The sequence below is a fragment of the Kribbella polygonati genome, assembly GCF_050320105.1.
Classification (GTDB): Bacteria; Actinomycetota; Actinomycetes; order Propionibacteriales; family Kribbellaceae; genus Kribbella.
The window spans coordinates 4,832,884-4,853,193 of record NZ_CP190129.1 but is presented as its reverse complement, the minus strand read 5'-3'; the positions used below and the strand labels follow the sequence as shown (position 1 = coordinate 4,853,193).

Annotated in this window: 22 protein-coding genes; 17 read left to right on the top strand and 5 right to left on the bottom strand. The window is 70.8% G+C overall.

Features of this window, described 5'->3' with window-relative positions; genetic code table 11:
• Positions 1–23 precede the first annotated feature (23 nt).
• The 3 genes from ACQHIV_RS23015 to ACQHIV_RS23005 all read left to right on the top strand — a co-directional run bounded on the left by ACQHIV_RS23015 (position 24) and on the right by ACQHIV_RS23005 (position 1,994).
• Positions 24–257, top strand: coding sequence for a DUF5652 family protein (locus tag ACQHIV_RS23015; protein WP_427885055.1), 234 nt, complete (start codon positions 24–26; stop codon positions 255–257).
• A 17-nt stretch (positions 258–274) separates the two neighbouring features.
• Positions 275–703: an SRPBCC family protein gene (locus ACQHIV_RS23010; RefSeq protein ID WP_427885054.1), complete on the top strand. Its 429-nt coding sequence runs from the start codon at positions 275–277 to the stop codon at positions 701–703.
• Between the two features lie 121 nt (positions 704–824).
• Complete coding sequence (locus ACQHIV_RS23005) at positions 825–1,994, top strand: hypothetical protein (protein WP_427885053.1); 1,170 nt, start codon at positions 825–827, stop codon at positions 1,992–1,994.
• Here the strand turns inward: ACQHIV_RS23005 and ACQHIV_RS23000 are convergent.
• Complete coding sequence (locus ACQHIV_RS23000; protein ID WP_427885052.1) at positions 1,962–2,381, bottom strand: MerR family transcriptional regulator; 420 nt, start codon at positions 2,379–2,381, stop codon at positions 1,962–1,964. The genes ACQHIV_RS23005 and ACQHIV_RS23000 overlap by 33 nt on opposite strands.
• 52 nt (positions 2,382–2,433) lie before the next feature.
• Between ACQHIV_RS23000 and ACQHIV_RS22995 the strand changes: the two genes are divergently transcribed.
• The 4 genes from ACQHIV_RS22995 to ACQHIV_RS22980 all read left to right on the top strand — a co-directional run bounded on the left by ACQHIV_RS22995 (position 2,434) and on the right by ACQHIV_RS22980 (position 6,862).
• Positions 2,434–3,597, top strand: a complete 1,164-nt coding sequence (locus ACQHIV_RS22995; protein WP_427885051.1) for an acyl-CoA dehydrogenase family protein — start codon at positions 2,434–2,436, stop codon at positions 3,595–3,597.
• Between the two features lie 7 nt (positions 3,598–3,604).
• Entirely contained in the window at positions 3,605–5,134 is a 1,530-nt protein-coding gene (locus ACQHIV_RS22990; RefSeq protein ID WP_427885050.1) for an acyl-CoA carboxylase subunit beta, read from the top strand.
• Positions 5,135–5,148: 14 nt separating this feature from the next.
• A complete protein-coding gene (locus tag ACQHIV_RS22985; RefSeq protein ID WP_427885049.1) occupies positions 5,149–5,925 on the top strand; it encodes an HpcH/HpaI aldolase family protein in 777 nt (258 codons plus the stop codon).
• Positions 5,926–6,172: 247 nt separating this feature from the next.
• Entirely contained in the window at positions 6,173–6,862 is a 690-nt protein-coding gene (locus tag ACQHIV_RS22980) for a maleylpyruvate isomerase N-terminal domain-containing protein (RefSeq protein ID WP_427885048.1), read from the top strand.
• On the opposite strand, the gene ACQHIV_RS22975 is transcribed toward ACQHIV_RS22980, so the two are convergent.
• Both ACQHIV_RS22975 and ACQHIV_RS22970 read right to left on the bottom strand, forming a co-directional pair.
• A complete protein-coding gene (locus ACQHIV_RS22975; RefSeq protein WP_427885047.1) occupies positions 6,859–7,932 on the bottom strand; it encodes a CobW family GTP-binding protein in 1,074 nt (357 codons plus the stop codon). The two genes, ACQHIV_RS22980 and ACQHIV_RS22975, sit on opposite strands and share 4 nt — an antisense overlap.
• A gap of 55 nt (positions 7,933–7,987) precedes the next feature.
• Positions 7,988–8,380: a hypothetical protein gene (locus tag ACQHIV_RS22970; protein ID WP_427885046.1), complete on the bottom strand. Its 393-nt coding sequence runs from the start codon at positions 8,378–8,380 to the stop codon at positions 7,988–7,990.
• Between the two features lie 86 nt (positions 8,381–8,466).
• Between ACQHIV_RS22970 and ACQHIV_RS22965 the strand changes: the two genes are divergently transcribed.
• Genes ACQHIV_RS22965 through ACQHIV_RS22940 form a run of 6 tightly spaced genes read left to right on the top strand, consistent with a single transcriptional unit; the run spans position 8,467 to position 13,808 of the window.
• Positions 8,467–9,675: a GNAT family N-acetyltransferase gene (locus ACQHIV_RS22965; RefSeq protein WP_427885045.1), complete on the top strand. Its 1,209-nt coding sequence runs from the start codon at positions 8,467–8,469 to the stop codon at positions 9,673–9,675.
• Between the two features lie 17 nt (positions 9,676–9,692).
• Positions 9,693–10,409, top strand: a complete 717-nt coding sequence (locus tag ACQHIV_RS22960) for a DUF4129 domain-containing protein (RefSeq protein ID WP_427885044.1) — start codon at positions 9,693–9,695, stop codon at positions 10,407–10,409.
• Entirely contained in the window at positions 10,406–10,984 is a 579-nt protein-coding gene (locus tag ACQHIV_RS22955) for a hypothetical protein (protein ID WP_427885043.1), read from the top strand. Before ACQHIV_RS22960 ends, ACQHIV_RS22955 begins: the two co-directional genes overlap by 4 nt.
• 6 nt (positions 10,985–10,990) lie before the next feature.
• The gene (locus ACQHIV_RS22950; RefSeq protein ID WP_427885042.1) at positions 10,991–11,965 is read left to right on the top strand and encodes an AAA family ATPase; all 975 of its coding nucleotides are present in this window, start codon (positions 10,991–10,993) and stop codon (positions 11,963–11,965) included.
• Positions 11,962–13,263 carry a DUF58 domain-containing protein gene (locus tag ACQHIV_RS22945; RefSeq protein WP_427885041.1) on the top strand — a complete coding sequence of 434 codons (1,302 nt, stop codon included), beginning with the start codon at positions 11,962–11,964 and terminating at the stop codon, positions 13,261–13,263. The genes ACQHIV_RS22950 and ACQHIV_RS22945 overlap by 4 nt, the downstream gene beginning before the upstream one ends.
• Positions 13,260–13,808, top strand: a complete 549-nt coding sequence (locus ACQHIV_RS22940) for a hypothetical protein (RefSeq protein WP_427885040.1) — start codon at positions 13,260–13,262, stop codon at positions 13,806–13,808. The genes ACQHIV_RS22945 and ACQHIV_RS22940 overlap by 4 nt, the downstream gene beginning before the upstream one ends.
• Here ACQHIV_RS22940 and ACQHIV_RS22935 read toward each other — a convergent pair.
• On the bottom strand, positions 13,805–14,344 hold the full coding sequence (locus ACQHIV_RS22935) for a TetR/AcrR family transcriptional regulator (RefSeq protein ID WP_427885039.1): 540 nt from the start codon (positions 14,342–14,344) through the stop codon (positions 13,805–13,807). The two genes, ACQHIV_RS22940 and ACQHIV_RS22935, sit on opposite strands and share 4 nt — an antisense overlap.
• A gap of 91 nt (positions 14,345–14,435) precedes the next feature.
• Between ACQHIV_RS22935 and ACQHIV_RS22930 the strand changes: the two genes are divergently transcribed.
• Together ACQHIV_RS22930 and ACQHIV_RS22925 are read left to right on the top strand one after the other, a co-directional pair.
• The gene (locus tag ACQHIV_RS22930; RefSeq protein ID WP_427885038.1) at positions 14,436–15,845 is read left to right on the top strand and encodes an MFS transporter; all 1,410 of its coding nucleotides are present in this window, start codon (positions 14,436–14,438) and stop codon (positions 15,843–15,845) included.
• A 2-nt stretch (positions 15,846–15,847) separates the two neighbouring features.
• Positions 15,848–16,186 (top strand): MmcQ/YjbR family DNA-binding protein, encoded by a 339-nt coding sequence (locus ACQHIV_RS22925; protein WP_427885037.1) that lies wholly within the window; start codon positions 15,848–15,850, stop codon positions 16,184–16,186.
• Here the strand turns inward: ACQHIV_RS22925 and ACQHIV_RS22920 are convergent.
• Positions 16,166–17,338, bottom strand: coding sequence for a neutral zinc metallopeptidase (locus ACQHIV_RS22920; RefSeq protein WP_427885036.1), 1,173 nt, complete (start codon positions 17,336–17,338; stop codon positions 16,166–16,168). The genes ACQHIV_RS22925 and ACQHIV_RS22920 overlap by 21 nt on opposite strands.
• 101 nt (positions 17,339–17,439) lie before the next feature.
• Here ACQHIV_RS22920 and ACQHIV_RS22915 point away from each other — a divergent pair, with 101 nt between their 5' ends.
• Together ACQHIV_RS22915 and ACQHIV_RS22910 are read left to right on the top strand one after the other, a co-directional pair.
• Complete coding sequence (locus ACQHIV_RS22915; protein WP_427885035.1) at positions 17,440–19,122, top strand: DUF885 domain-containing protein; 1,683 nt, start codon at positions 17,440–17,442, stop codon at positions 19,120–19,122.
• Entirely contained in the window at positions 19,119–20,309 is a 1,191-nt protein-coding gene (locus ACQHIV_RS22910; protein WP_427885034.1) for a Maf family nucleotide pyrophosphatase, read from the top strand. The genes ACQHIV_RS22915 and ACQHIV_RS22910 overlap by 4 nt, the downstream gene beginning before the upstream one ends.
• Position 20,310: the final 1 nt, after the last annotated feature.

The window sequence follows — 20,310 nt, the reverse complement described above, 5'->3', positions numbered from 1 at the left end:
TGCCGGGGGAGCATCGTGGAGGGGTGAACGGGAGACCGAAGTGGGACGAGCTGAGCCCCGGGAAGCAGCGGCTGATCGTGGCCGGGGCGGTGGCCGAGACGGTACTGAAGGCCGTCGCGCTGGCGGACCTGGCCCGCCGCCCGTCCGCTCAGGTACGGGGACCGAAGCCCGTGTGGGCGGTGTTCCTGACGGTGTTCAACTCGGTCGGCGCCGCGCCGATCGCGTACTGGCTGTTCGGGCGGCGCAAGTCCGACTAGGGGTTCTTGGGGGCATCATGCCTGAGGCTGTCCACACGGTCCGGATCAACCGGCAACCGGCAGACGTGTTCGCGTACTTCGCCGACGGCGAGAACGACCCCCAGTGGCGCCCCGCCGTCAAGGAGATCACCCGCACCGGCCCGATCGGCCCCGGCATGACCTACCACCAACGCATCGCCGGCCCCGCCGGCCGGGCGATCCCGTCGGACTACCGGGTCACGGCGTACGAACCCGACACCCACCTGGCCTTCGAAGTCACCGCCGGCCCGGTCCGCCCCACCGGCGACTACCACTTCACCCCAACCGACGAAGGCACCGAAGTCACCTTCAAACTCACCGCCGAACTCACCGGCCTGAAGAAACTCCTGATGACCAAACCCGTCCAACAGTCCATGAACTCCGAAGTAGCCGCCCTCGACCGCGCCAAACAGATCCTCGAAAGCTGAATGACGCCTTCTGAACGCCCTGACGCCGGAGCTCTTCGCTGCTCTGCTCGACCGGTCCTTCGCGCTGATCGCCGACGCCTCCGCGGATGCCCGCACGTTCGACCGCCCGCTCATCGTCCAGGTGTCCGACGTCTGGGACAACAACACCAGGCCCTTCGTCGGCGCGGCGGTCGCCCGCGGCGTACGGCGTACCGAGCTGTCCGAGTCCGGTATCCGATGGATGGCCGACCTGGGAGCTGAGCGTCGGCATTGGGTACTCGAGCAGGCGGCCGCCGCCGGATGCCAGCTGACGTTGCCGGCTTCCTCTGCCCCGGGAGGCGTCTTCCGCGACTATGCCGGCCTGGTGCGCCCGGCGCAGGTTCCCCTGACGCCCGCGGTCGCGGAGCAGATCTCGGGCGACTACGACCTGGCCTCCGCGCAGATCCAGGGCCTCCTGGTCGAGCGTTCGGCCGGCCGCCTGGCCGGGGCTCTTGCGGTCTCCGTCGACCGGCGCTTCGAGATCGACGACGGCGAGGCGGGGGCAGCCGCGCTCGATCTGCGCTTCGAGGGCATCGACGAGCTGCGGTTCGACCTCGGCGACTCCGTCGGGATCGCCTTCGGAGACGCGCTGACGGTCGGCGAGACCGGCGTACTGCGTGCCGATCGGGCGCGCGCCTGGATCGACGACTCTTGGTGGCACCTGTCCTCGGCCGGGAAGGCCGCCGACGCGCAGGTTCCGGTGGCGCGGCCTGCTCGCCCGCCGGATCCCGATGTGGGCCCGATCCGCGGTACGGCGGCACTCGCCGCGGTGGTTCTGCAGCGCGCGATGCTCGAGATCCGGATGGTCCGCTACCCGTCGTACGCCGACGTCATCCCGGTCCACCGGATCGCTCAGGCCTTCCAAGGAGCCGGATCCGCTGTGCTCGCGGCCGGTTCGCTTCGCTGGCGGCGCGAGGCCGCGTTCCGCCGGTTGATCGAGCACTGGATCGCGGTCGGCGGCGCGGAACTCTCGCGGTTCTTCCACGATGTGCTCGCCGAGATCGCGAACGACGAGTACTCCTCGCGCGCGAGGCGGCGGCTGGCTCGGTCGCTGTGTCCGGAAGCAGTTGACGTCGGCACCTCTGCCGGCCCGACTGCCGGGGATGCGGTGCTGGTCGACTATCGCGCCGCAGTGGGACCTCACGTCGCCAGGCTGGTGCTGCAGCACGCGGTGCCGGTGGGTGGGCGGTGGGCGCTGAACGGGGTCGGCATCGACGAGCCCGGGACCTTCGTGGTCGGCCTAGGTTCCGGTCGCTTGGTCGTGCGCACGTGACCGGAGGGCCTGTAGGTCGGTGTGGCAGCGGGCTTCTACTTCGGCTAGGTCTTGGAGGGTTTGTTCGATGTCGTGGCGGCGTTGTTCGAGTTCTTGGCGGCGGTGGGTGATCTGGTCGAGGAGGTAGACGAGTTGGCCTTCCTCGCCGGGTTCGGCGTCGTACATGTCGACGATCTTGGCGATTTCGTCGAGGGAGAAGCCGAGGCGTTTGCCGCGCAGGATCAGGGCCAGGCGGATGCGGTCGCGGGGGTGGTAGACGCGGGTGGTGCCGCGGCGTTCGGGGGTGAGCAGGCCGCGGTCCTCGTAGAAGCGGATCGTGCGCAGCGTGACGTCGTACTCGGCGGCCAGTTCCGCGATCGACCAGGTCTGCACGTGGCTATTGTGCATGCCGCCCAGCTTGCTTTACGTTTACGTAAGCGTCAAGCACGGAGGAGCGCGCATGTTCGAGTTGTCGGCGGAGCATCAGGAGTTCCGGCGGAGTGTTCGGGACTTTGCCGAGGCGGAGATCGCGCCGCACGCGGCGGAGTGGGACCGGAAGCACTACTTCCCGGTCGAGGTCGTGCACAAGATGGGGCAGCTCGGGCTGTTCGGGCTGACGGCGCCCGAGGAGTACGGCGGCGCCGGTGGCGACTTCACCAGTCTGTGTGTCGCGATCGAGGAGATCTCCCGGGTCGACCAGTCGATGGGGATCACGCTGGAGGCCGCGGTCGGGCTCGGGATCAACCCGATCCTGACGTTCGGCACCGACGAGCAGAAGGCGTCCTGGCTGCCGGACCTCGTCGCGGGCCGCAAGCTGGCCGGGTTCGGGCTGACCGAGCCGGAGTCCGGGTCGGACGCCGGCGCCACCAAGACCCGCGCCGTCCTCGACAACGGCGAGTGGGTGATCGACGGCTCGAAGCAGTTCATCACGAACTCCGGCTCGTCCATCACGTCCGTCGTCACGGTCACCGCCCGCACCGGTGAGCGCGCGGACGGCAAGCCGGAGATCTCCACGATCATCGTCCCGACCGGTACGCCGGGGTTCACCGCGGAAGCGGCGTACGACAAGCTCGGCTGGCACGCGTCCGACACGCACCCGCTGTCGTTCGTGAACTGCCGGGTCCCCGAGGCGAACCTGCTCGGGCAGCGCGGCAAGGGGTTCGGCCAGTTCCTCGCGACGCTCGACGACGGTCGGGTCGCGATCGGCGCGGTCGCGCTCGGCTGTATCCGGGCCTGTCTGGAGATGTCCACGCAGTACGCCGGGGAGCGGCAGACGTTCGGCGTACCGATCGGCCGCAAGCAGGGGGTCGCGTTCCAGATCGCCGACCTCAAGGTGATGGCCGACGCCGCGGAGCTGCTCGTCTACCGGGCCGCCGCGCTGAAGGACGCCGGGGCGCCGATGCAGGAGTTCAAGCAGGCCGCCGCGGTCGCGAAGCTGTACGCGACCGAGTCGGCGGTGACCGCGACCCGGATCGCGACCCAGGTGTTCGGCGGCTACGGCTTCATGGAGGAGTACCCGGTCACCCGGTTCTACCGTGACGCGAAGATCCTGGAGATCGGCGAGGGTACGTCGGAGGTGCAGCGGATGCTGATCGCCCGGTCCCTCGGTCTCCCGGTGGAATGATGCAGGTATGACGCACGACCACTGGACCGAGGTCAAGGTCGCCCGCGAGGCCACGCTCTCCCCGCCGGAGAAGGCCAAGGCGAAGCTGGACAGTCAGAACAAGTTGTACGTCCGGGACCGGATCGCGCTGCTCGTCGACGAGGGCAGCTTCGTCGAGGACGCGCAGCTCGCGAACGCGCTGAACCCGGGCCTGCCCGCGGACGGCGTGGTCACCGGCCGCGCGCTCGTCGACGGCCGGCCGGCGCTGCTGGTCGCGAACGACCCGACCGTGAAGGCCGGCTCCTGGGGCGCCCGGACGGTCGAGAAGATCGTCCGGATCACCGAGGTCGCGCTCCGCGACGAGCTGCCGATCTTCTGGCTGATCGACTCGGCCGGCGCCCGGATCACCGACCAGGTCGAGCTGTTCCCGGGCCGCCGCGGCGCCGGGCGGATCTTCCACAACCAGGTCGCGCTGTCCGGCAAGGTCCCGCAGATCTGCTGCCTGTTCGGGCCGTCGGCCGCGGGCGGCGCGTACATCCCGGCGTTCTGCGACATCGTGATCATGGTCGACGGCAACGCGTCGATGTACCTGGGCTCGCCCCGGATGGCCGAGATGGTGGTCGGCGAGAAGGTCACGCTGGAGGAGATGGGCGGCGCCCGGATGCACACCAGCGTCTCCGGCTGCGGCGACCTGCTCGCGTCCGACGACACCGAGGCGATCGAGCTCGCCAAGCAGTACTTCTCCTACCTGCCCGGCTCGTGGCGTTCGCGGCCCCCGTCGTACGACGCCTCCGAGGCGGGCCGCGACTTCACCCGCGACCTGGTGCCGGCCGAGGAGAGCGTCGGGTTCGACATCCACGACGTGATCGACGCGGTCCTCGACGCGGACACGTTCTTCGAGATCAAGCCGGCGTACGCGCCGGAGCTGGTCGTCGGGTTCGGGCTGCTCGCGGGCCAGGTGGTCGGGATCGTCGCGAACCAGCCGGCGGTGAAGGGCGGCGTACTGTTCGTCGACTCCGCCGACAAGGCCGCGCGGTTCATCTGGCTGTGCGACGCATTCAACGTGCCGCTCGTGTACCTGTGCGACGTACCGGGCTTCATGATCGGCAGCGAGGTGGAGCGGGCCGGGATCATCCGGCACGGCGCGAAGATGATCACCGCGGTGTCCGAGGCGACCGTTCCGACGGTGTCGGTGATCGTCCGGAAGGCGTACGGCGCCGGGCTGTACGCGATGTGCGGGCCGGGCTTCTCGCCCGACGCGTGCATCGCGCTGCCGACCGCGAAGATCGCGGTGATGGGTCCGGAGGCGGCGATCAACGCCGTGTACTACAACAAGATCCAGGAGATCGCCGACGAGGGCGACCGGGTCGAGTACGTCGCGAAGCTCCGCGAGGAGTACGAGACCGACATCGACATCCTGCGGCTGGCCGCCGACCTGGTGATCGACGCGATCGTGGAACCGGAGGACCTGCGCGCCGACCTGATCGCCCGGCTCGCGGCGGCGCAGTCCAAGGACCGGACGTTCTCGCACCGGCGGCACGGCGTTCCACCCGTGTAGATAGTGTCCGGGCCATGAGTGCAAACGATTTCGCGTTGAGGGTCCGGGCTCGTGAGCAGCTCGTGGGGTACTGGATCACGCTGGACTCGCCGGCCGCCGCCGAGCGGATCGGGCGGCTCGGGTACGACTACGTGGTGCTCGACGGGCAGCACGGGCTGATCGGGTACCAGGGCCTCGTGAACGGGCTGCTCGCGATCGACGCGGGGTCGTCGATCGGGCCGCGGCCGTCGGTCGGGCTGGTGCGGGTCGAGGCGAACGACGCGACGCCGATCGGGCGCGCGCTGGACGCCGGGGCGGCTGGGGTGATCGTGCCGCTGATCGACACCGCGGCGGACGTGGCGCGGGCGGTCCGGGCGGCGAAGTACCCGCCGGTGGGCGCGCGGTCGTTCGGGCCGATGCGGGCCGCGCTGCGGATCGGCCCGGTGCCGGCGGACAGCAACGAGGCGACGGTCGTACTGGCGATGATCGAGACGCCGCTGGGGCTGCAGAACGTCGCGGAGATCTGCGCGACGCCCGGTCTGGACGGCGTGTACGTCGGTCCGTCGGACCTCAGCATCGCCCTGGGTGCGCGGTTCCCGGGGGACCCGGACGTGGACGGGCCGTTCGAGGAGGCGCTCGAGCTGATCGCGCGGACGGCCCGCGAGGCAGGCGTGGCAGCCGGCATCCACACCTTCGACGGCGAGTCGGCCAAGCGGCGCCTGGCCCAGGGCTACACCTTCGCCACGGTCGCCTCCGACCTCAGCCACCTCGAGGCGATCGCCGCAGCGCACCTGAACACGGCCCGGTCGTAGCAGGCGGATCTCCACGCCATCACAATCCATCAAAACCCTGGCGGTCCCCGCTCACGGCCGCGGCGAGGCCGCAATTGTGATGGCCTGGCGATCCGCCACCACTCACCAACCAACTGACGCCGGTGTGGTTCACGCTCCGCCGGTCGCGGCGATGGGCTGCCTGCGCAGGTTGATGAGTGGGGCAGGTCCGGAACACCTCGGTGCGAAGTCGGGTTAAGTTCAGACAGAGCACATCGAGGAGGGCAGGATGAGGGCACCCGAGCGCGGCGCGTTGCCGCTGGGGCTGGCGGCGACGCTCGGGCGGGCGTACGGGCGGCTGACCGAGACCGTGCAGGGGCTGAACGACGCGGACTTCGCGCGTGAGACCCGCTGCCCGGGGATGCCTGTCGGTCCACTGCTGGTCCACCTGCTGTACGACGCGGAGCGGGCGCTGACCGCGTTCGCCAGCCCGGCCGTGGCCGAGCCGGACCGGGACTTCGTCAGCTACTGGACCGACGTACCGCCGCAGGGCGACACCAGCTTCGTGCGGACCGTCGCCTCGGCGTACCGGAAGCCCGCGATGCTCGTGCAGCACTGGCGGGAGCTGTCCGAGGCGGCCGTCCGCGCGGCGTCCGTCGGGCTGGCCACGAAGGGCCACCGGGTCGAGACCCAGGGCCACGTCCTGCGCGCCACCGACTTCGTCGCCACCTTGGTGCTCGAGGCAACGGTCCACCACCTCGACCTGACCGTCGGCCTGCCGGCCGCGCCGGAGCCGGACCCGGAGGCGCTGCAGGTCACCGCGCGCACGCTGGACGGGCTGTTCGGCCCGGAGGCGTGGGACGTGATCGCGTGGGACACCATGACGTACGTGCTGAAGGCCACCGGGCGGGTGCCGCTGGACGAGTCCGACCACGACATGCTCGGCCCACACGCCAAGCGGCTCCCGCTGCTGGGTTAGAACACTCCGTCGAACGGGTCCTCGAGGTCGCTCCAGTCGAGGCTGGCGAGTTCGGACTCGGTGAGTAGGCAGGCGTCGAGGACGGCCTGCAGGCGGGCGGGGTCGAGGCCCATGCCGGTGGCGACCACCGTGCATTCGGCCAGGTGCTCGGTGTCCGACCATTCGCCGAGCATCCCGAGCGAGGCGCTGTAGCCGGCGGACTCCCAGCGCACCCGCTGGGTCGGGCGGTTCGCCAGCCAGACCACGCCGCGGCTGCGGACGACGCCGTCGACGATGTCCTCGAGCGCGTCGTTCAACCGGGCCGGGTGCAGCGGCCGCGTCGACCGCCACAGCACCGTCGTCACGCCGTCGTCGCTCGGCTGCACGCGGTCCGAGGTCGCGAGCTCACCCGCCCACGCCTCGGCCGCGTCGAAATCGAACCGCCCGGTCCGCGCCACCGGTCCGCCCGGTACGCCGGACGCACCCGCCGTCACCACCGACGTCCGCGGGTTCAGATGCTCCAGCAGGTGTTCGAGCCGGACCACCGCCGTACTGCGATGCGCGTTCGCCAGCACGCATACGTCGGCGTACTCGATCTGGCGCGCGGTCAGTTCCGCGACGTTGCGCCGGTCCGGCAGCCCGAGCGCCAGGCCGCGCTCGGCGAGCAACTCGTCGCCGGACAGCTGCGCGACCAGCAGTACGGCGTCGACGACACAGGTGACGGTGTCGACGACGATCTCCGGCAGCACCGAGACCAGCGTGCTGACCAGTGGCCGCGCCTCCATCGCCGGTGGCGCCGCGAGCACGATGTGGTCCCAGTGCGCGCGCTCGACGAGCGTCTCCAGCAACGGCACCAGCGACTCGATCAGTTGGCACGCTCCGCAGTCGTCGCCGACCGTGAACTCACCGGCGTCGATCGGCCCGGACCGGTCATGCACGCGCCAGGACAGTACGCCGCGACCGGGGAGCTCGTCCTGGTCCACCTCGACGACCACGGTGGTCGCGTCGGTCATCGCCTCCAGGACAGGCTCCCGCAGGGTCGCGGAAAGCCCCACCAACAAGGACAACGGAGTTCTCGCTCGGGCGGTCATCCCCTCAGTATATGAAAACGGTTTTCATCAGTCCAGGGGTGCTGGCGTGTCCCGGTCAGTCGTCGGGGTAGTTGCCGAGGCTGTAGACGAGCAGGAAGCCGACGAAGTCCGCGCCCAGCAGGATCCAGAGGAACAGGTGGCTGCCCGGGGTCTGCTTCGCCGATTCCCCCACCTCCTTGAGGGCGAAGACGCCGGCCACGATCAGGCCGGCGGCGATCAGCAGATCGACGAAGAACGGACCGAACCAGCTCCGGTTCCACAGCAGGCCGAGGCACAACAGCGCGGCGCCGAGGCCTGTCCCGACGGCGACCGGCCACGTCGGCCGGTGATGCAGGTGGGTACGTGCGATCCACAACGCCGTCGTCAGTGAGGCGAAGGTCAGGAAGGTGCCGAGCGCGAACCGGAACACCCCGTCCGCGGTGATGACCGGCATACCGTCCTCACGCATCGACATACAGTGCAGCCTGCCCTGATCGAGCCGGGACCAGTCCCGGCTGACCGCTTCCTGTCGCGATCTTCTGGTAGGTAAGGAACATGGCGATCGAGATCGGGAAGTTCACCGGCGAGTGGGCCGAGTTGCTGGAGCTGCTGGACATGGCGTTCTCCGCGCCGTGGACCGACGAGCAGTACGAATCCGAGCGGGGGATCTGGGAGCAGCAGCGGAGCATCGTCGCGAGTGAGGACGGGCAGCTGGTCGGGCATACCGGGACGTTCTCGCAGCTGATGACGGTGCCGGGCGGGCAGTTGCCGTCGGCGGGCGTGACGATGGTCGGCGTACGGGCGACGCACCGGCGGCGCGGGATCCTGCGGGACCTGATGCGCGCGCAGTTGACCGACGTGCACGAGGCGGGCGAGCCGCTGGCGACGCTGACCGCGAGCGAGCCGGTGATCTACCCGCGGTTCGGGTACGGGCTGGCCTCCGAGCATCAGGAGGTCGTCGTACCGAAGGCGTCCCGCGGGCTGCGCCCGGTGGCGGGCATCGACGACGTACGGATCCGGTACGTCGACGCCCAGGAGAGCCTGGCGCGCTGCGCGGAGCTGCGGAACAAGCTCGCGCTCGAGCGGCCCGGGATGTTCCAGCACAACGAGAAGTGGCAGCAGTACACGATCAGCCCGACCGTCGTCAGCGACATCGCGAACGCGTCGAAGATCCGCTGCGTCGTCGCCGAGCGGGACGGTGAGCTCGTCGGCTACGCGCACTACCGGACGAAGCGGGCGCAGAAGGGGTACGTCGACGTACTGCGGGTGCACGCTGTCGACCTGGCGGCGCACGCCGCGCTCTGGCGGTACCTGCTCGAGCCGGACCTGCTCAGCGAGACGCACTGCGAGATGCTCGCGTCCGACGACCCGCTGCTGGACCTGCTGCTCGACCCGCGGGCGCCGGGCGCGATCACGCGGGACGGGCTGTGGCTGCGGCCGGTCGACGTCGGCCGCGCGCTGGCGGGGCGCACGTACGCGCGGGACCTCGACGTGGTGATCGAGGTCGTCGACGAGTTCCTGCCCTGGAACGCGGGCCGCTGGCATCTGTCCGGCGGTCCGGACGGCGCGTCCTGTGAGCAGGTCCAGCGGGACGCCGACCTCACGCTCGACGTACGCGATCTGGGTGCTGTGTACCTCGGCCGGCCGTCGCTCGCGCGGCTCGGCCGGGCGGGCCTGGTCGCCGAACACACCCCGGGCGCACTGGCCGCGACCTCGCAAGCGTTTTCCACAACCTGGCTTCCGTTCCTCGACACAGCCTTCTGAAGGGGTAACCTGCCGAGATGCAGACGCAGCGTAGGGGTGCGCTCGCGGCGGCCGTCGTGGTGTTCGTGGGGATCGTGGTGGCGGGCTTCGTCGTGCTGGCGTCGGCGAGCGGGCCGGTGCGTCCGGTCAGCCAGAGCACGCTGAAGGCGAGCCCGCGTCCGCTGCCGACCCGGTCGTTCACCCAGACGCCGCCGGACGCAGCCACGCCGTCGCCGCGGCTGCTGCCGCAGCACGACACGCCAGGCTGGCTGCTCGGGCTGTGGCAGGCGATCATCTACCTGATCATCGCGGCGGTGCTGGTGTTCGTCGTGCTGGTGATCGTCCGGGTCGTCCGCCGGATCCGGTTGCCGAAGGCGGAGCCCGCGGACGAGGGCTGGGAGCGGGTCAAGGCCGAGCGGCTGGCCGCGGCGGTCGACACCGGTCTCGCGCAGATCGACAGCGGTACGGCGTCCGACGCGGTGGTCGCGTGCTGGGTCGCGCTCGAGGAGGCGGCCGCGTCGGCGGGCGCGGCGCGGGAACCGTCGGAGACGCCGGCCGAGTTCACCGTCCGGGTGCTCGGCGTCGGCGGGATCTCCGAGCCGGAGCTGGTCCGGCTCGGCCGGCTCTACCGCGAGGCGCGGTACTCCACGCACGGCTCCACCGAGGAAGCCCGCACGATCGCCCGCACCGCCCTGCTCCGGCTGCGCGAAGAACTCGCCCACGCTCCGGCCAACGCCGCGGAGGTCGCCCAATGACCTACCGCTGGTCCGCACTGGAGGAGAAAGGCCCGCCGCCGGAGGTCAAGAAGCGGCGGCTGCCGAACAAGATGCTGGTCCAGCACCTCGGCCTGTCCGTGCTGGCGAGCCTGATCCTCGTGGGCATCTTCGGCGCCGCCGGGATGGCGCCCCGGCCGCTGTGGTTCGTGGTGGCGGCGCTCGGCGTCGGGCTGGTCACGCTGGCGATCCGGCTGCTGATGCCGGAGGTGCTGGAGACCAACTGGCCCGGCCGGAACGACGACCGGCTGGCGGCGCTCCGGATCCGCAACAGCGACAACCGGACCCAGTTCCTCGCCACCTGGCTGCAGGAGTCGAGCCGCGAACGGCGGGCCGGCGAAGGCTCGCAGACCTTCGCCCGCCGGATCCGCCCGCTGCTGCTCGAGCTGGCCACCGACCGCCTGGTGCACCGGCACGGCATCGACCCGGAACTGGAGCCGGACCGGGCCCGCGAGCTGCTCGGCGACCGGCTCTGGTCGCTGATCACCGGCGACGACAGACGCACCGCGTCCCTGGACGAGATCGAGGGCGCGATCCACACCATCGAGAACCTGTGAGGGATAGTGACTGAGGAGCTGACGCTCGGAGAGGTTTCCGCGCTGAGCCGGCAGGTGCTGGACCGGGTCGGCCAGGCCGTGGTCGGGAAGGGCGAGGCGCTCGAGCTGGTGCTGGCGGGCATCCTGGCCGGCGGGCACGTGCTGCTCGAGGACTACCCGGGCCTGGCGAAGACGCTGGCCGCGCGGTCGTTCGCGCAGGCGCTCGGGCTGGAGTTCCGGCGGGTGCAGTTCACGCCGGATCTGCTGCCGTCGGACGTGACCGGCGCGTTCGTGTACGACCAGAAGGAGTCCGAGTTCGTCTTCCGGCCGGGCCCGATCTTCACCGGCCTGCTGCTGGCCGACGAGATCAACCGGACGCCACCGAAGACGCAGGCCGCGCTGCTGGAGTCGATGCAGGAGCACCAGGTCACCGTCGAGGGCCAGACGTTCCCGCTGCCGGTGCCGTTCCACGTGCTCGCGACCGCGAACCCGGTAGAGTACGAGGGCACGTACCCGCTGCCGGAGGCGCAGCTCGACCGGTTCATGCTCCGGATCGGCTTCGGCTACCCGAGCCCCGCGGAGGAGTGGGAGGTACTGCGTCGCCGGATGAGCCGCCGCCGTGAGGACCAGTCGGTCGACGCGGTCACCGACGCGGCCGGGCTGCTCGCCGCGCAGCGGGCCGTCGAGACCGTGACGGTCGACGACACGGTCGGCCAGTACTGCGTGGACCTCGCGACCGCGACCCGTCGCGACTCGCAGGTCCTGGTCGGGGCCTCGCCGCGTGGATCGCTGGCGCTGCTGCTGACGGCGCGCGCGTACGCCGTGATCCAGGGCCGGGACTACGTCGTACCGGAGGACGTGAAGGCGGTCGCCGTGGCCGCGCTGGCGCACCGGATCACGGTGCGGCCGGAGCTGTGGCTGCACGAGGTGACCGGCGCGACCGTCGTACGGACCGTGCTGGGGTCGGTGCCCGCGCCGCCCACCGTTGCCGTAGTGCGATGAGCTGGCGTCCTACCCACGCGCAGATCCGGGCGGTCTGTGTCGCCGCGGTGCTGCTCGGGGTCGCGGTGCTGCTGCGGCGTCCGGACGCGGCGGTGTTCGGGTTGCCGATCGCGTTCCTGGCCGGCTGGGGGCGGTACTTCCGGCCGCACGGGCGTCCCGACGTACACACCGAGCTGGACGCGGACGTGCTGTTCGAGGGGCAGGGTACGACGTACCGGCTGCGGGTGCCGGAGGACGTGGATCCGGACATCGACCTGGTGGTGGCGGCGCTGCCGCGGACGTTGTGGTTCCAGTACGACCCGCCGCAGGCCGCGATCGCCGAACCCGTCGCGAACGGGGAGGTGACGCTGGAGGTCGGCGTCCGGTCGAAGCGCTGGGGGCTGCGGTCGTTGGAGCGGCCAACGGTGACGGCGACGTCGGTGCTCGGGGCGTACCGGGTCCAGGTGACGTCGGCGGAGCCGCAGGCCGTCACGACGCTGCCGTTGCGGGAAGGGTTCGAGGCGGTGGACGCCGTACCGCGGCCGGCCGGGCTGGTCGGGCTGCACCGGTCGCGGCGGCCGGGCGAGGGGACGGAGCTGTCCGGCGTACGGCCGTTCCGGACCGGTGACCGGTTGCGCCGGATCAACTGGGCGGTGTCGGCGCGGACGCAGGAGCTGCACGTCACGTCGACCTGGTCGGACCGGGACACCGAGGTGGTGATCATGGTCGACACCGGCGGCGAGATCGGGATCAGCGAAGGCATCGACGGACGGTCGTCGAGCCTCGACACCGCCGTACGGGCGGCCGCCGCGATCGCCGAGCACTACCTGCGCAACGGCGACCGGGTGCGGCTGATCGACACCGGCAGCCTGTTCCGCGGCGTCCGGTCGGGCAGCGGACGCGGGCACCTGCGGCGGATCCTGGACACGCTGGTACACGCGGACCGGCGCGGCCGGCAGCAGGACGAGGAACAGCTCGCCCGGCGGAACCGGGTGCGCTCGGACAGCCTCGTGCTGGTGCTCAGCCCGCTGCTGCGCCGGACCATGCTCGGCTACATCGTCACGCTCGTGCATTCCGGCTGCACGGTGATCGCGATCGACACGCTGCCGCCCGACGTCGCGTCGATCATCGACGTCGACGCCCACGACGCACGCTCCTGGCCGCTCGCCTGGCGCCTGCGGCTGCTCGAACGCCGGCGCGACCTCGACCGCCTCAGCGACCTCGGCGTACCGACCGTCCCGTGGCAGGGATCCGGCACGCTGGACGAGGTCCTGCGAGACGCCGCCCGCCTGTCCGCCGCACCAAGGATCCGCTCATGACGGCTGACGAGAAGATCACGCTCTGGCTCGCGCAGTTGCGTGCTGCCGGGCGAACGGTGTTGCTTGCTCGGTTGGTGATCGCGGTGAGCGGGGCGGTCGCGCTGGTGGTGTCGGCAGTGCAGCCGTGGGACCAACTGGACCTCGTGCCGTACGTCGGCGTACCGCTGCTGCTGCTCGCCGTCGTCGTACCGGACTCGTTCGCCGGGTTGGCGTTCATGCTCGTGATCGCGCTCGGCTGGGTGCTGCGCGCACCGGCCACGGTCGGCTGGAGCCTGGTCCTCACCGCGATCGCCCTGGTTGTCCTGCACCTGGCGTCGGCCTTCGCCGCCCAGCTCCCGTCGTACGCCCGCGTCCACCGCGCCGCCCTGCAACGCTGGTGGTTGCCCACGGCAACAGCCATAGTCCTGACCGGCCTGATCGCCGGCGCCGCCGCGCTCGTCCACCACGCGAACGTCTCCGGCTCCCTGGCCGTCACGTCCGCCGCCATCGCCCTGACCGCCGCCACCATCTGGCTGACCGCCGGCCAGAAACTCAACCGCGACTAGTCGAACGTCTTCGCGATCTCGGCCGCCCAGGGCATCGGGATCGGGTCCGGGCCGAGAACCTGCATGGCGGACATGACGGTCATCAGCATGCCGGCGGAGAGGAACTCGCGGGCCTGCTGCGGGGTAGCGCCGGTGAGATCGCGGATCAAGGTGTAGATGCTGCCGAAGCGTTCACGGACGCAGTCGCCGATCGCGGGGTCGCTGCTGGCGGAGAAGCCGTGCAGGAGGACCAGCAGGAGTTCGCGCTCGGCCAGCAGCCGCTTGTAGTTGCGACCGAGGGCGCCCAGATCCGGTGAGTCGGCGGCGGCCTCGCGGAAGATCTCCTCGATCCGGTCGCACACGCTCCGTACGGCGGCCAGGAACAGCTGCTGTTTGGTCCCGAACAGCCGGATCACGTACGGCTGGGAGACTCCGGCCAGCCGGGCGATCTCGTCGGTCTTGGTGCCTTCGTACCCGGACTCGGCGAACGCCCGCACCGCCGCCCGCAGCACCTCGTCGCCGCGTTCCTTCGCCGTCAGCCGCACCTTCGGAGTCACCCGTTCCCCTCTCGTCGGTTGACATGTTATCAGTCGATGCATACTCTCGTGACCGAGGTTGTTATCAGTCAATTACAACAAGGGGTACGAGATGACATCGACCGCTCTCGGTGAGAGGCAACAGGTGGGAACGGCCCGCGGGTTCGGTTGGGTGCTCGCGGCGGTGGGGATCCCGACGTTCATGGTCACGCTGGACAACCTGGTGGTGACGAACGCGCTCCCGGTGATCAAGCGCGAGCTGAACGCGTCGCTGTCCGACCTGCAGTGGTTCGTGAACGCCTACACGCTGGCGTTCGCCGCGCTGCTGCTGACCGCGGCCGCGATCGGCGACCGGCTCGGCCGGCGGCGGATGTTCCTGGCCGGCATCACGCTGTTCACGCTGGCGTCGGCGGTCTGCGCGCTGGCCACCGAGCCGTGGATGCTGACCGGCGCGCGGGCGATCCAGGGCATCGGCGCCGCGGCCGTGATGCCGTTGTCGCTGACGTTGCTCGCGGACGCCGTACCGGAACGGCAGCGGAGTGCCGCGATCGGTATCTGGGGCGGCATCTCCGGGCTCGGCGTGGCGGTCGGACCGGTCGTCGGCGGCGCGGTCGTGGACGGCCTGAACTGGCAGTGGATCTTCTGGCTGAACGTCCCGGTCGGCGTCGTCGCCGTACTGCTCGCGGCCCGCATGCTGGCCGAGTCCACCGGTACGGCGCGGCGCCTCGACCTGCTCGGAGTCGTGCTCGCGACAGCCGGCGTGCTGTCGATCGTGTGGGGCGTCGTGCACGGGGCCGACGACGGGTGGACCTCGGCCGGCGTACTCGGTTCGCTGATCGCGGGCGGCGTCCTGCTCGCGGCGTTCCTCGGCTGGGAGCGTCGTACGGCGGCCCCGATGCTGCCGCTGCGGTTGTTCTCCGTGCGGGCGTTCAGCGTGGTGAACGTACTGGCGTTCACGTTCGCGGTCGGGGTGTTCGGGTCGGTGTTCCTGCTGGCGCAGTACTTCCAGGTCGTGCAGGGCTTCACGCCGTTCCAGTCCGGCGTACGGACGCTGCCGTGGACCGCGGCGCCGCTCGTCGTCGCGCCGATCGCGGGCCTGATCGTCGACCGGGTCGGTGCCCGGACGCTGATCGTGACCGGGCAGTTCCTGCTCGCGACCGCGCTCGGCTGGATCGCGCTGATCACCACGGCGACCACGCAGTACGGCGACATGGTCGCGCCGTTCGTGCTGGCCGGAGTCGGCATGGGGCTGACGTTCGCGCCGTCGGCGAGTGTGGTGATGGACAGCGCGTCCGAGGCGGATCGGGGCGTGGCGTCCGGGACGAACAACACGATCCGCGAGGTCGGTGTCGCGATGGGTGTCGCCGTACTCGCGTCGGTGTTCGCGTCGGCCGGTTCGTACGGGTCGCCGGCGCAGTACGTCGACGGGCTCGTCCCCGCCGTCTGGACCGGCGCCGCGGTGGTCGCGGCCGGCGCGGTGGTCGGGCTTCTGCTCCCGGGCCGCCGGCGTTCTACAGTGTGACGGTGCTCGACGCAGACGACGTACGACGGATCGCGCTGTCCTTCCCGGAGACCGTGGAGAAGCAGCGCTGGGGGCACCCGACGTTCGACGTCGCGGGGCGGATGTTCGTCACGGTCCCGGACGACCGGACGTCGTTCGCGGTGCGGTGCCCGCGGCTGGAGCGGGACGAGCTGATCGCCGCGGAGCCGGAGAAGTTCTGGGTGCCGAAACACGAAGCGGGCTCGAACTGGGTTCGAGCCCGCCTCGGCGCGCTGGAGGATGCCGACGAGCTGCACGACATCCTGTGGGACTCCTGGCAGCAGGTTGCGCCGCCCGAGTTGTCAGCTGACGTTCGCGGGTGACGCCGAGAACGTGTTGCAGCTGGCCGGGTTCCCGGTCTTGAACGACTGGCCCATGAACCGGCCCTGACTGGCCACGCTGCCGTGGTCGCCTTCCTCGGGCTTGTCGCCCGCGGTGACGACGTACTTGTTCCAGACGTACAGCATGTTGCCGTTGATCGGGTAGCTGGCCTTGTTCATCGCCAGGAACACACCGGCGAAGCAGTTCGCCTGCAACTCCATCCGCCGGGTCATCCGGGTCTGGCCCGCGTAGTCGGTCTGCTCGTACCGCAGCTTGCTGGCCGCCTGCAGGATGCCGGTCATGTTCTGTACGCCGTGCCCGAACTCGTGCGCGATCGACCGGGTGTACCACATCCGCGCGTACGCCTGCGCGATCGGATCGCCGGGGTACTCGGTGTAGGCCTGCACGAACACGTCGACCTTCATGTACAGCATGTTGTTCGCCGAGCAGAAGAACGGCACGTTGATCGCACCCCCGCCGCACGGGTTCGTGACGGTGGTCCCGGACCAGTACGTCATCTGCGGCGAGTCGAACGTGTACCCGGCCTTCTCGACCAGCGGCTTCCAGGACTTGTCCAGGCACGGCTTGAGCGCGGCCCAGTAGGCGGCCGCGTTCTTCGCGTTCGTCGGCCGGACCTTCGGCTCCGTGCAGCCCACCGCCGCCATCTGGCCGACGGTGTAGATCGCGTTCTTCGCGACGATCGTCGCGTTCGACGCCTGCGTGGGCGACCCGGTCGAGGTCGAGGTCGGCCGGCCGGTCGGGGAGGCGGTCGGCTTCGGCGTGTAGCGGCTCGGCGTCACCGGCGGCGTGGTGACGTCGTCGGCGGCCTTCCGCATCAGGCTGATCAGCGCGCCGCCGACCACGCCCACGGCCACCAGCGCGAGGATCGCGATCAGCGGGGCCTTGGACTTCTTCCGCCGCGGCGGCTGCCAGCCGGGACCCGGGCCGGGCCCGAAGTTCGGTCCCCAGCCGAAGCCGGGGCCTTGCTGCGGCGGCCCGTACTGCGGCGTGTACTGCGGAGCGCCGTACTGCGGTGGCGGTCCGTACTGGCCCGGCGGCGGAGGCGGCGGACCTGGTTGCTGAGGCTGCTGGTACTGCGGGTTCGGCTGGTACGGCGGGTTCTGGCCCGGCGGCCCGTAGGGTGGCTGGCTCAACGCGCCGTTCCTCTCGTCCCTCGTGCTGGCATTCGCGACCGCCACAGTATCCGCCGCCAAACGGGTCAGCCCGCGCGACCCCTGACGGGTAGGGTCGGCCTGTGACCACACCGAACAGCCCGATCGATCAGCTCGCCGAGCGGCACCTCGAGCAGGACGTCGTCCTCGACCCGATCGGCGCCACCGAGATGGGCATCGCCGGCCACGACCACGAACTGCCGGACTTCACCCCGGCCGGGTTCGCCGCCCGGATCGACCTGACCCGGCGGTCGCTCGCCGAGGCCCGCGCGATCGAGCCGTCGAGCCCGCGCGAGGAGGTCGCGAAGGACGCGTTCGTGGAGCGGCTCGGGCTGCAGCTCGAGACGTACGAGGCCGGCGTACCGCAGCACCAGCTGAACGCGATCTCGTCGGTGCCGGCCGCGCTCCGGCAGGTGTTCGACCTGATGCCGACGGCAACCCAGCAGGACTGGGAGATCGTCGCGATCCGGCTGAACCAGATCGGTACGACGCTGGACGGGTACCGCGACACGCTGCTCGACCAGGCCGCGCAGGGCCGGGTGTCCGCGGTCCGGCAGGTCACCGGCCTGGCCGACCGGATCGCCAGCTGGACCGGTGCCGACGGCGACGACTTCTTCGCCGGCCTCGCCGCGCAGGCGCCGTCGGGTGCGGTGAAACCGGCGGTGGAGGCCGCGGCCGCGTCGGCGCGGAAGGCGTTCGAGCAGTTCGGTGCCTGGCTGACCGCCGAGCTCGCGCCGCGGGCGCCGGAGCGGGACGCGTGCGGACGCGAGGTGTACGAGCTGGCCTCGCGCAACTTCCTCGGCGCGAAGGTCGACCTGGAGGAAACGTACGCCTGGGGCTGGCAGGAGCTGGCCCGGATCGAGAACGATATGCAGGAGATCGCCGCCGGGCTGAACGATGGTGAGCGGAACATCGAGGCCACCGCCGCGCTGCTGGACAACGACCCGGCGCGGACCATCCAGGGCAAGGACGCGTTCCGGGACTGGATGCAGCAGCTGTCCGACGCGGCCGTCGCGGAGCTCGGCGGCACCCACTTCGACATCGCCGACGAGATCCGTACGCTGCAGTGCATGATCGCGCCGACCTCGGACGGCTCGATCTACTACACACAGCCGAGCGAGGACCTGACCACCCGGCCGGGCCGGATGTGGTGGGCGGTGCCGAACGGCGTCGAGAAGTTCGCCACCTGGCGCGAGGTCACCACCGTCTACCACGAGGGCGTGCCCGGACATCACCTCCAGGTCGCGCAGACCATGCTGCGGACCGACCTGCTGAACCGCTGGCAGCGGATCGCCTGCTGGGTCTCCGGTCACGGCGAGGGCTGGGCGCTGTACGCCGAACGCCTGATGGAGGAACTGGGCTACCTGGAGGACGCGGGCGCGCGCTTCGGGATGCTGGACGCGCAGGGCTTCCGGGCCGCGCGGGTGATCGTCGACATCGGCATGCACCTGGAGCTGGAGGTACCGCGGGACAACCCGTTCGGCTGGCGGCCGGGGGAGCGCTGGAACGCCGCGCTCGGGTTCGAGTTCCTGCGCGCGCACTGCCGGATGGAGACGGAGTTCCTGCAGGCCGAGCTGAACCGGTACCTCGGCTGGCCGGGGCAGGCGCCGTCGTACAAGGTCGGCGAGCGGATGTGGCTGCAGGCGCGCGAGGAAGCCAAGCAGCGCAAGGGATCCGCGTTCGACCTGCGCGAGTTCCACCGGGACGCGCTGAACCTCGGATCGCTCGGCCTGGACCCGCTGCGCCGGGCGCTGGCGAAGCTGTGAGCATCCGGTTGGTGCTGGCGTCGGCGTCACCGGCCCGGCTGAAGACGCTCCGCAGCGCGGGGATCGAGCCGGAGGTGATCGTGTCCGGCGTCGACGAGGACCACATCACCGCGGAGAGCCCGGGCGAGCTCGCGCGGCTGCTCGCGACGTTGAAGGCGCGCGCGGTGGTGGCCGGGCTGACCGACCACGCGACGGTGCTCGGGTGCGACTCGGTGCTGGAGTTCGACGGTGCGCCGTACGGGAAGCCCGAGACCCCGGAGGCGGCCCGCGAGCGCTGGCGGATGATGCGCGGGCGGACCGGCGTACTGCACACCGGGCACTGCCTGATCGACACGAACTCCCACCAGGAGCTGCGCGAGCTGTCGTCGACGAAGGTGCGGTTCGCGGACCTCACCGACGAGGAGATCGACGCGTACGTCGCCACCGGCGAGCCGCTCGTGGTCGCCGGCGCGTTCACCGTCGACGGCCTCGGCGGCCCGTTCGTGACCGCGATCGAGGGCGACTACCACAACGTCGTCGGCCTCTCCCTGCCCCTGCTCCGCGAACTCCTCATCCAGGTAGGCATCACCTGGCCCGCCCTCTGGAACTCCCAACACCCCTACACCTACGACGAATCAGTAGCCGCCACCTACGACGAAACCCGCGGCGGCGAAACCCGAGCCCAGGCTGCGGCGTACGCGGTCGACGAACTGCTGCCCAAGGGTAGCCGGGTGCTGGAACTTGCTGTGGGGACTGGGATTGTCGGGGCGGAGCTTGTTGCTCTTGGCAACTTGGTGCACGGGTTCGATCTGTCCACCGCGATGCTGAAGCGGGCGAACGTCCGCCTGCCCGGGCATGTGGCGGCCGCGGATGCCGCGCGGCTACCGGTGGCCGACCGCCGCTGTGACGCCGTCGTCGCGGTCTGGCTCCTGCATCTGCTCGACGACAGCGAACCGGTGATCGCCGAGGTCGCCCGCGTCCTCCGCACCGACGGTGTCTTCATCACCACCACCGAGAAGTCCGACGCCAGCCGGTACGCCGACACCCGCGGCCCGGACAACACCCGCTCCCAGGACTCCCTCGCCCACCTGACCGCGGTCGCCGCCCGCCACGGCCTGGTCCTCGACGGCGCCACCACCTTCCCCGGCCCGGTCCGCAACACCGGCAACGCCCCGACGTACCCGCTGGTCCGCTTCCGCCGCCGCTGAA

Bases quoted from the DNA above. Each gene is read 5' to 3' on its own strand.
- ACQHIV_RS22985 (WP_427885049.1), top strand. From the start codon at position 5,149: ATGAGTGCAAACGATTTCGCGTTGAGGGTCCGGGCTCGTGAGCAGCTC.
- ACQHIV_RS22990 (WP_427885050.1), top strand. From the start codon at position 3,605: ATGACGCACGACCACTGGACCGAGGTCAAGGTCGCCCGCGAGGCCACG.
- ACQHIV_RS22995 (WP_427885051.1), top strand. From the start codon at position 2,434: ATGTTCGAGTTGTCGGCGGAGCATCAGGAGTTCCGGCGGAGTGTTCGG.
- ACQHIV_RS22930 (WP_427885038.1), top strand. From the start codon at position 14,436: ATGACATCGACCGCTCTCGGTGAGAGGCAACAGGTGGGAACGGCCCGC.
- ACQHIV_RS22970 (WP_427885046.1), bottom strand. From the start codon at position 8,380: ATGCGTGAGGACGGTATGCCGGTCATCACCGCGGACGGGGTGTTCCGG.
- ACQHIV_RS22955 (WP_427885043.1), top strand. From the start codon at position 10,406: ATGACCTACCGCTGGTCCGCACTGGAGGAGAAAGGCCCGCCGCCGGAG.
- ACQHIV_RS22960 (WP_427885044.1), top strand. From the start codon at position 9,693: ATGCAGACGCAGCGTAGGGGTGCGCTCGCGGCGGCCGTCGTGGTGTTC.
- ACQHIV_RS22975 (WP_427885047.1), bottom strand. From the start codon at position 7,932: ATGACCGCCCGAGCGAGAACTCCGTTGTCCTTGTTGGTGGGGCTTTCC.
- ACQHIV_RS23000 (WP_427885052.1), bottom strand. From the start codon at position 2,381: ATGCACAATAGCCACGTGCAGACCTGGTCGATCGCGGAACTGGCCGCC.
- ACQHIV_RS22965 (WP_427885045.1), top strand. From the start codon at position 8,467: ATGGCGATCGAGATCGGGAAGTTCACCGGCGAGTGGGCCGAGTTGCTG.
- ACQHIV_RS22980 (WP_427885048.1), top strand. From the start codon at position 6,173: ATGAGGGCACCCGAGCGCGGCGCGTTGCCGCTGGGGCTGGCGGCGACG.
- ACQHIV_RS22940 (WP_427885040.1), top strand. From the start codon at position 13,260: ATGACGGCTGACGAGAAGATCACGCTCTGGCTCGCGCAGTTGCGTGCT.
- ACQHIV_RS22945 (WP_427885041.1), top strand. From the start codon at position 11,962: ATGAGCTGGCGTCCTACCCACGCGCAGATCCGGGCGGTCTGTGTCGCC.
- ACQHIV_RS23010 (WP_427885054.1), top strand. From the start codon at position 275: ATGCCTGAGGCTGTCCACACGGTCCGGATCAACCGGCAACCGGCAGAC.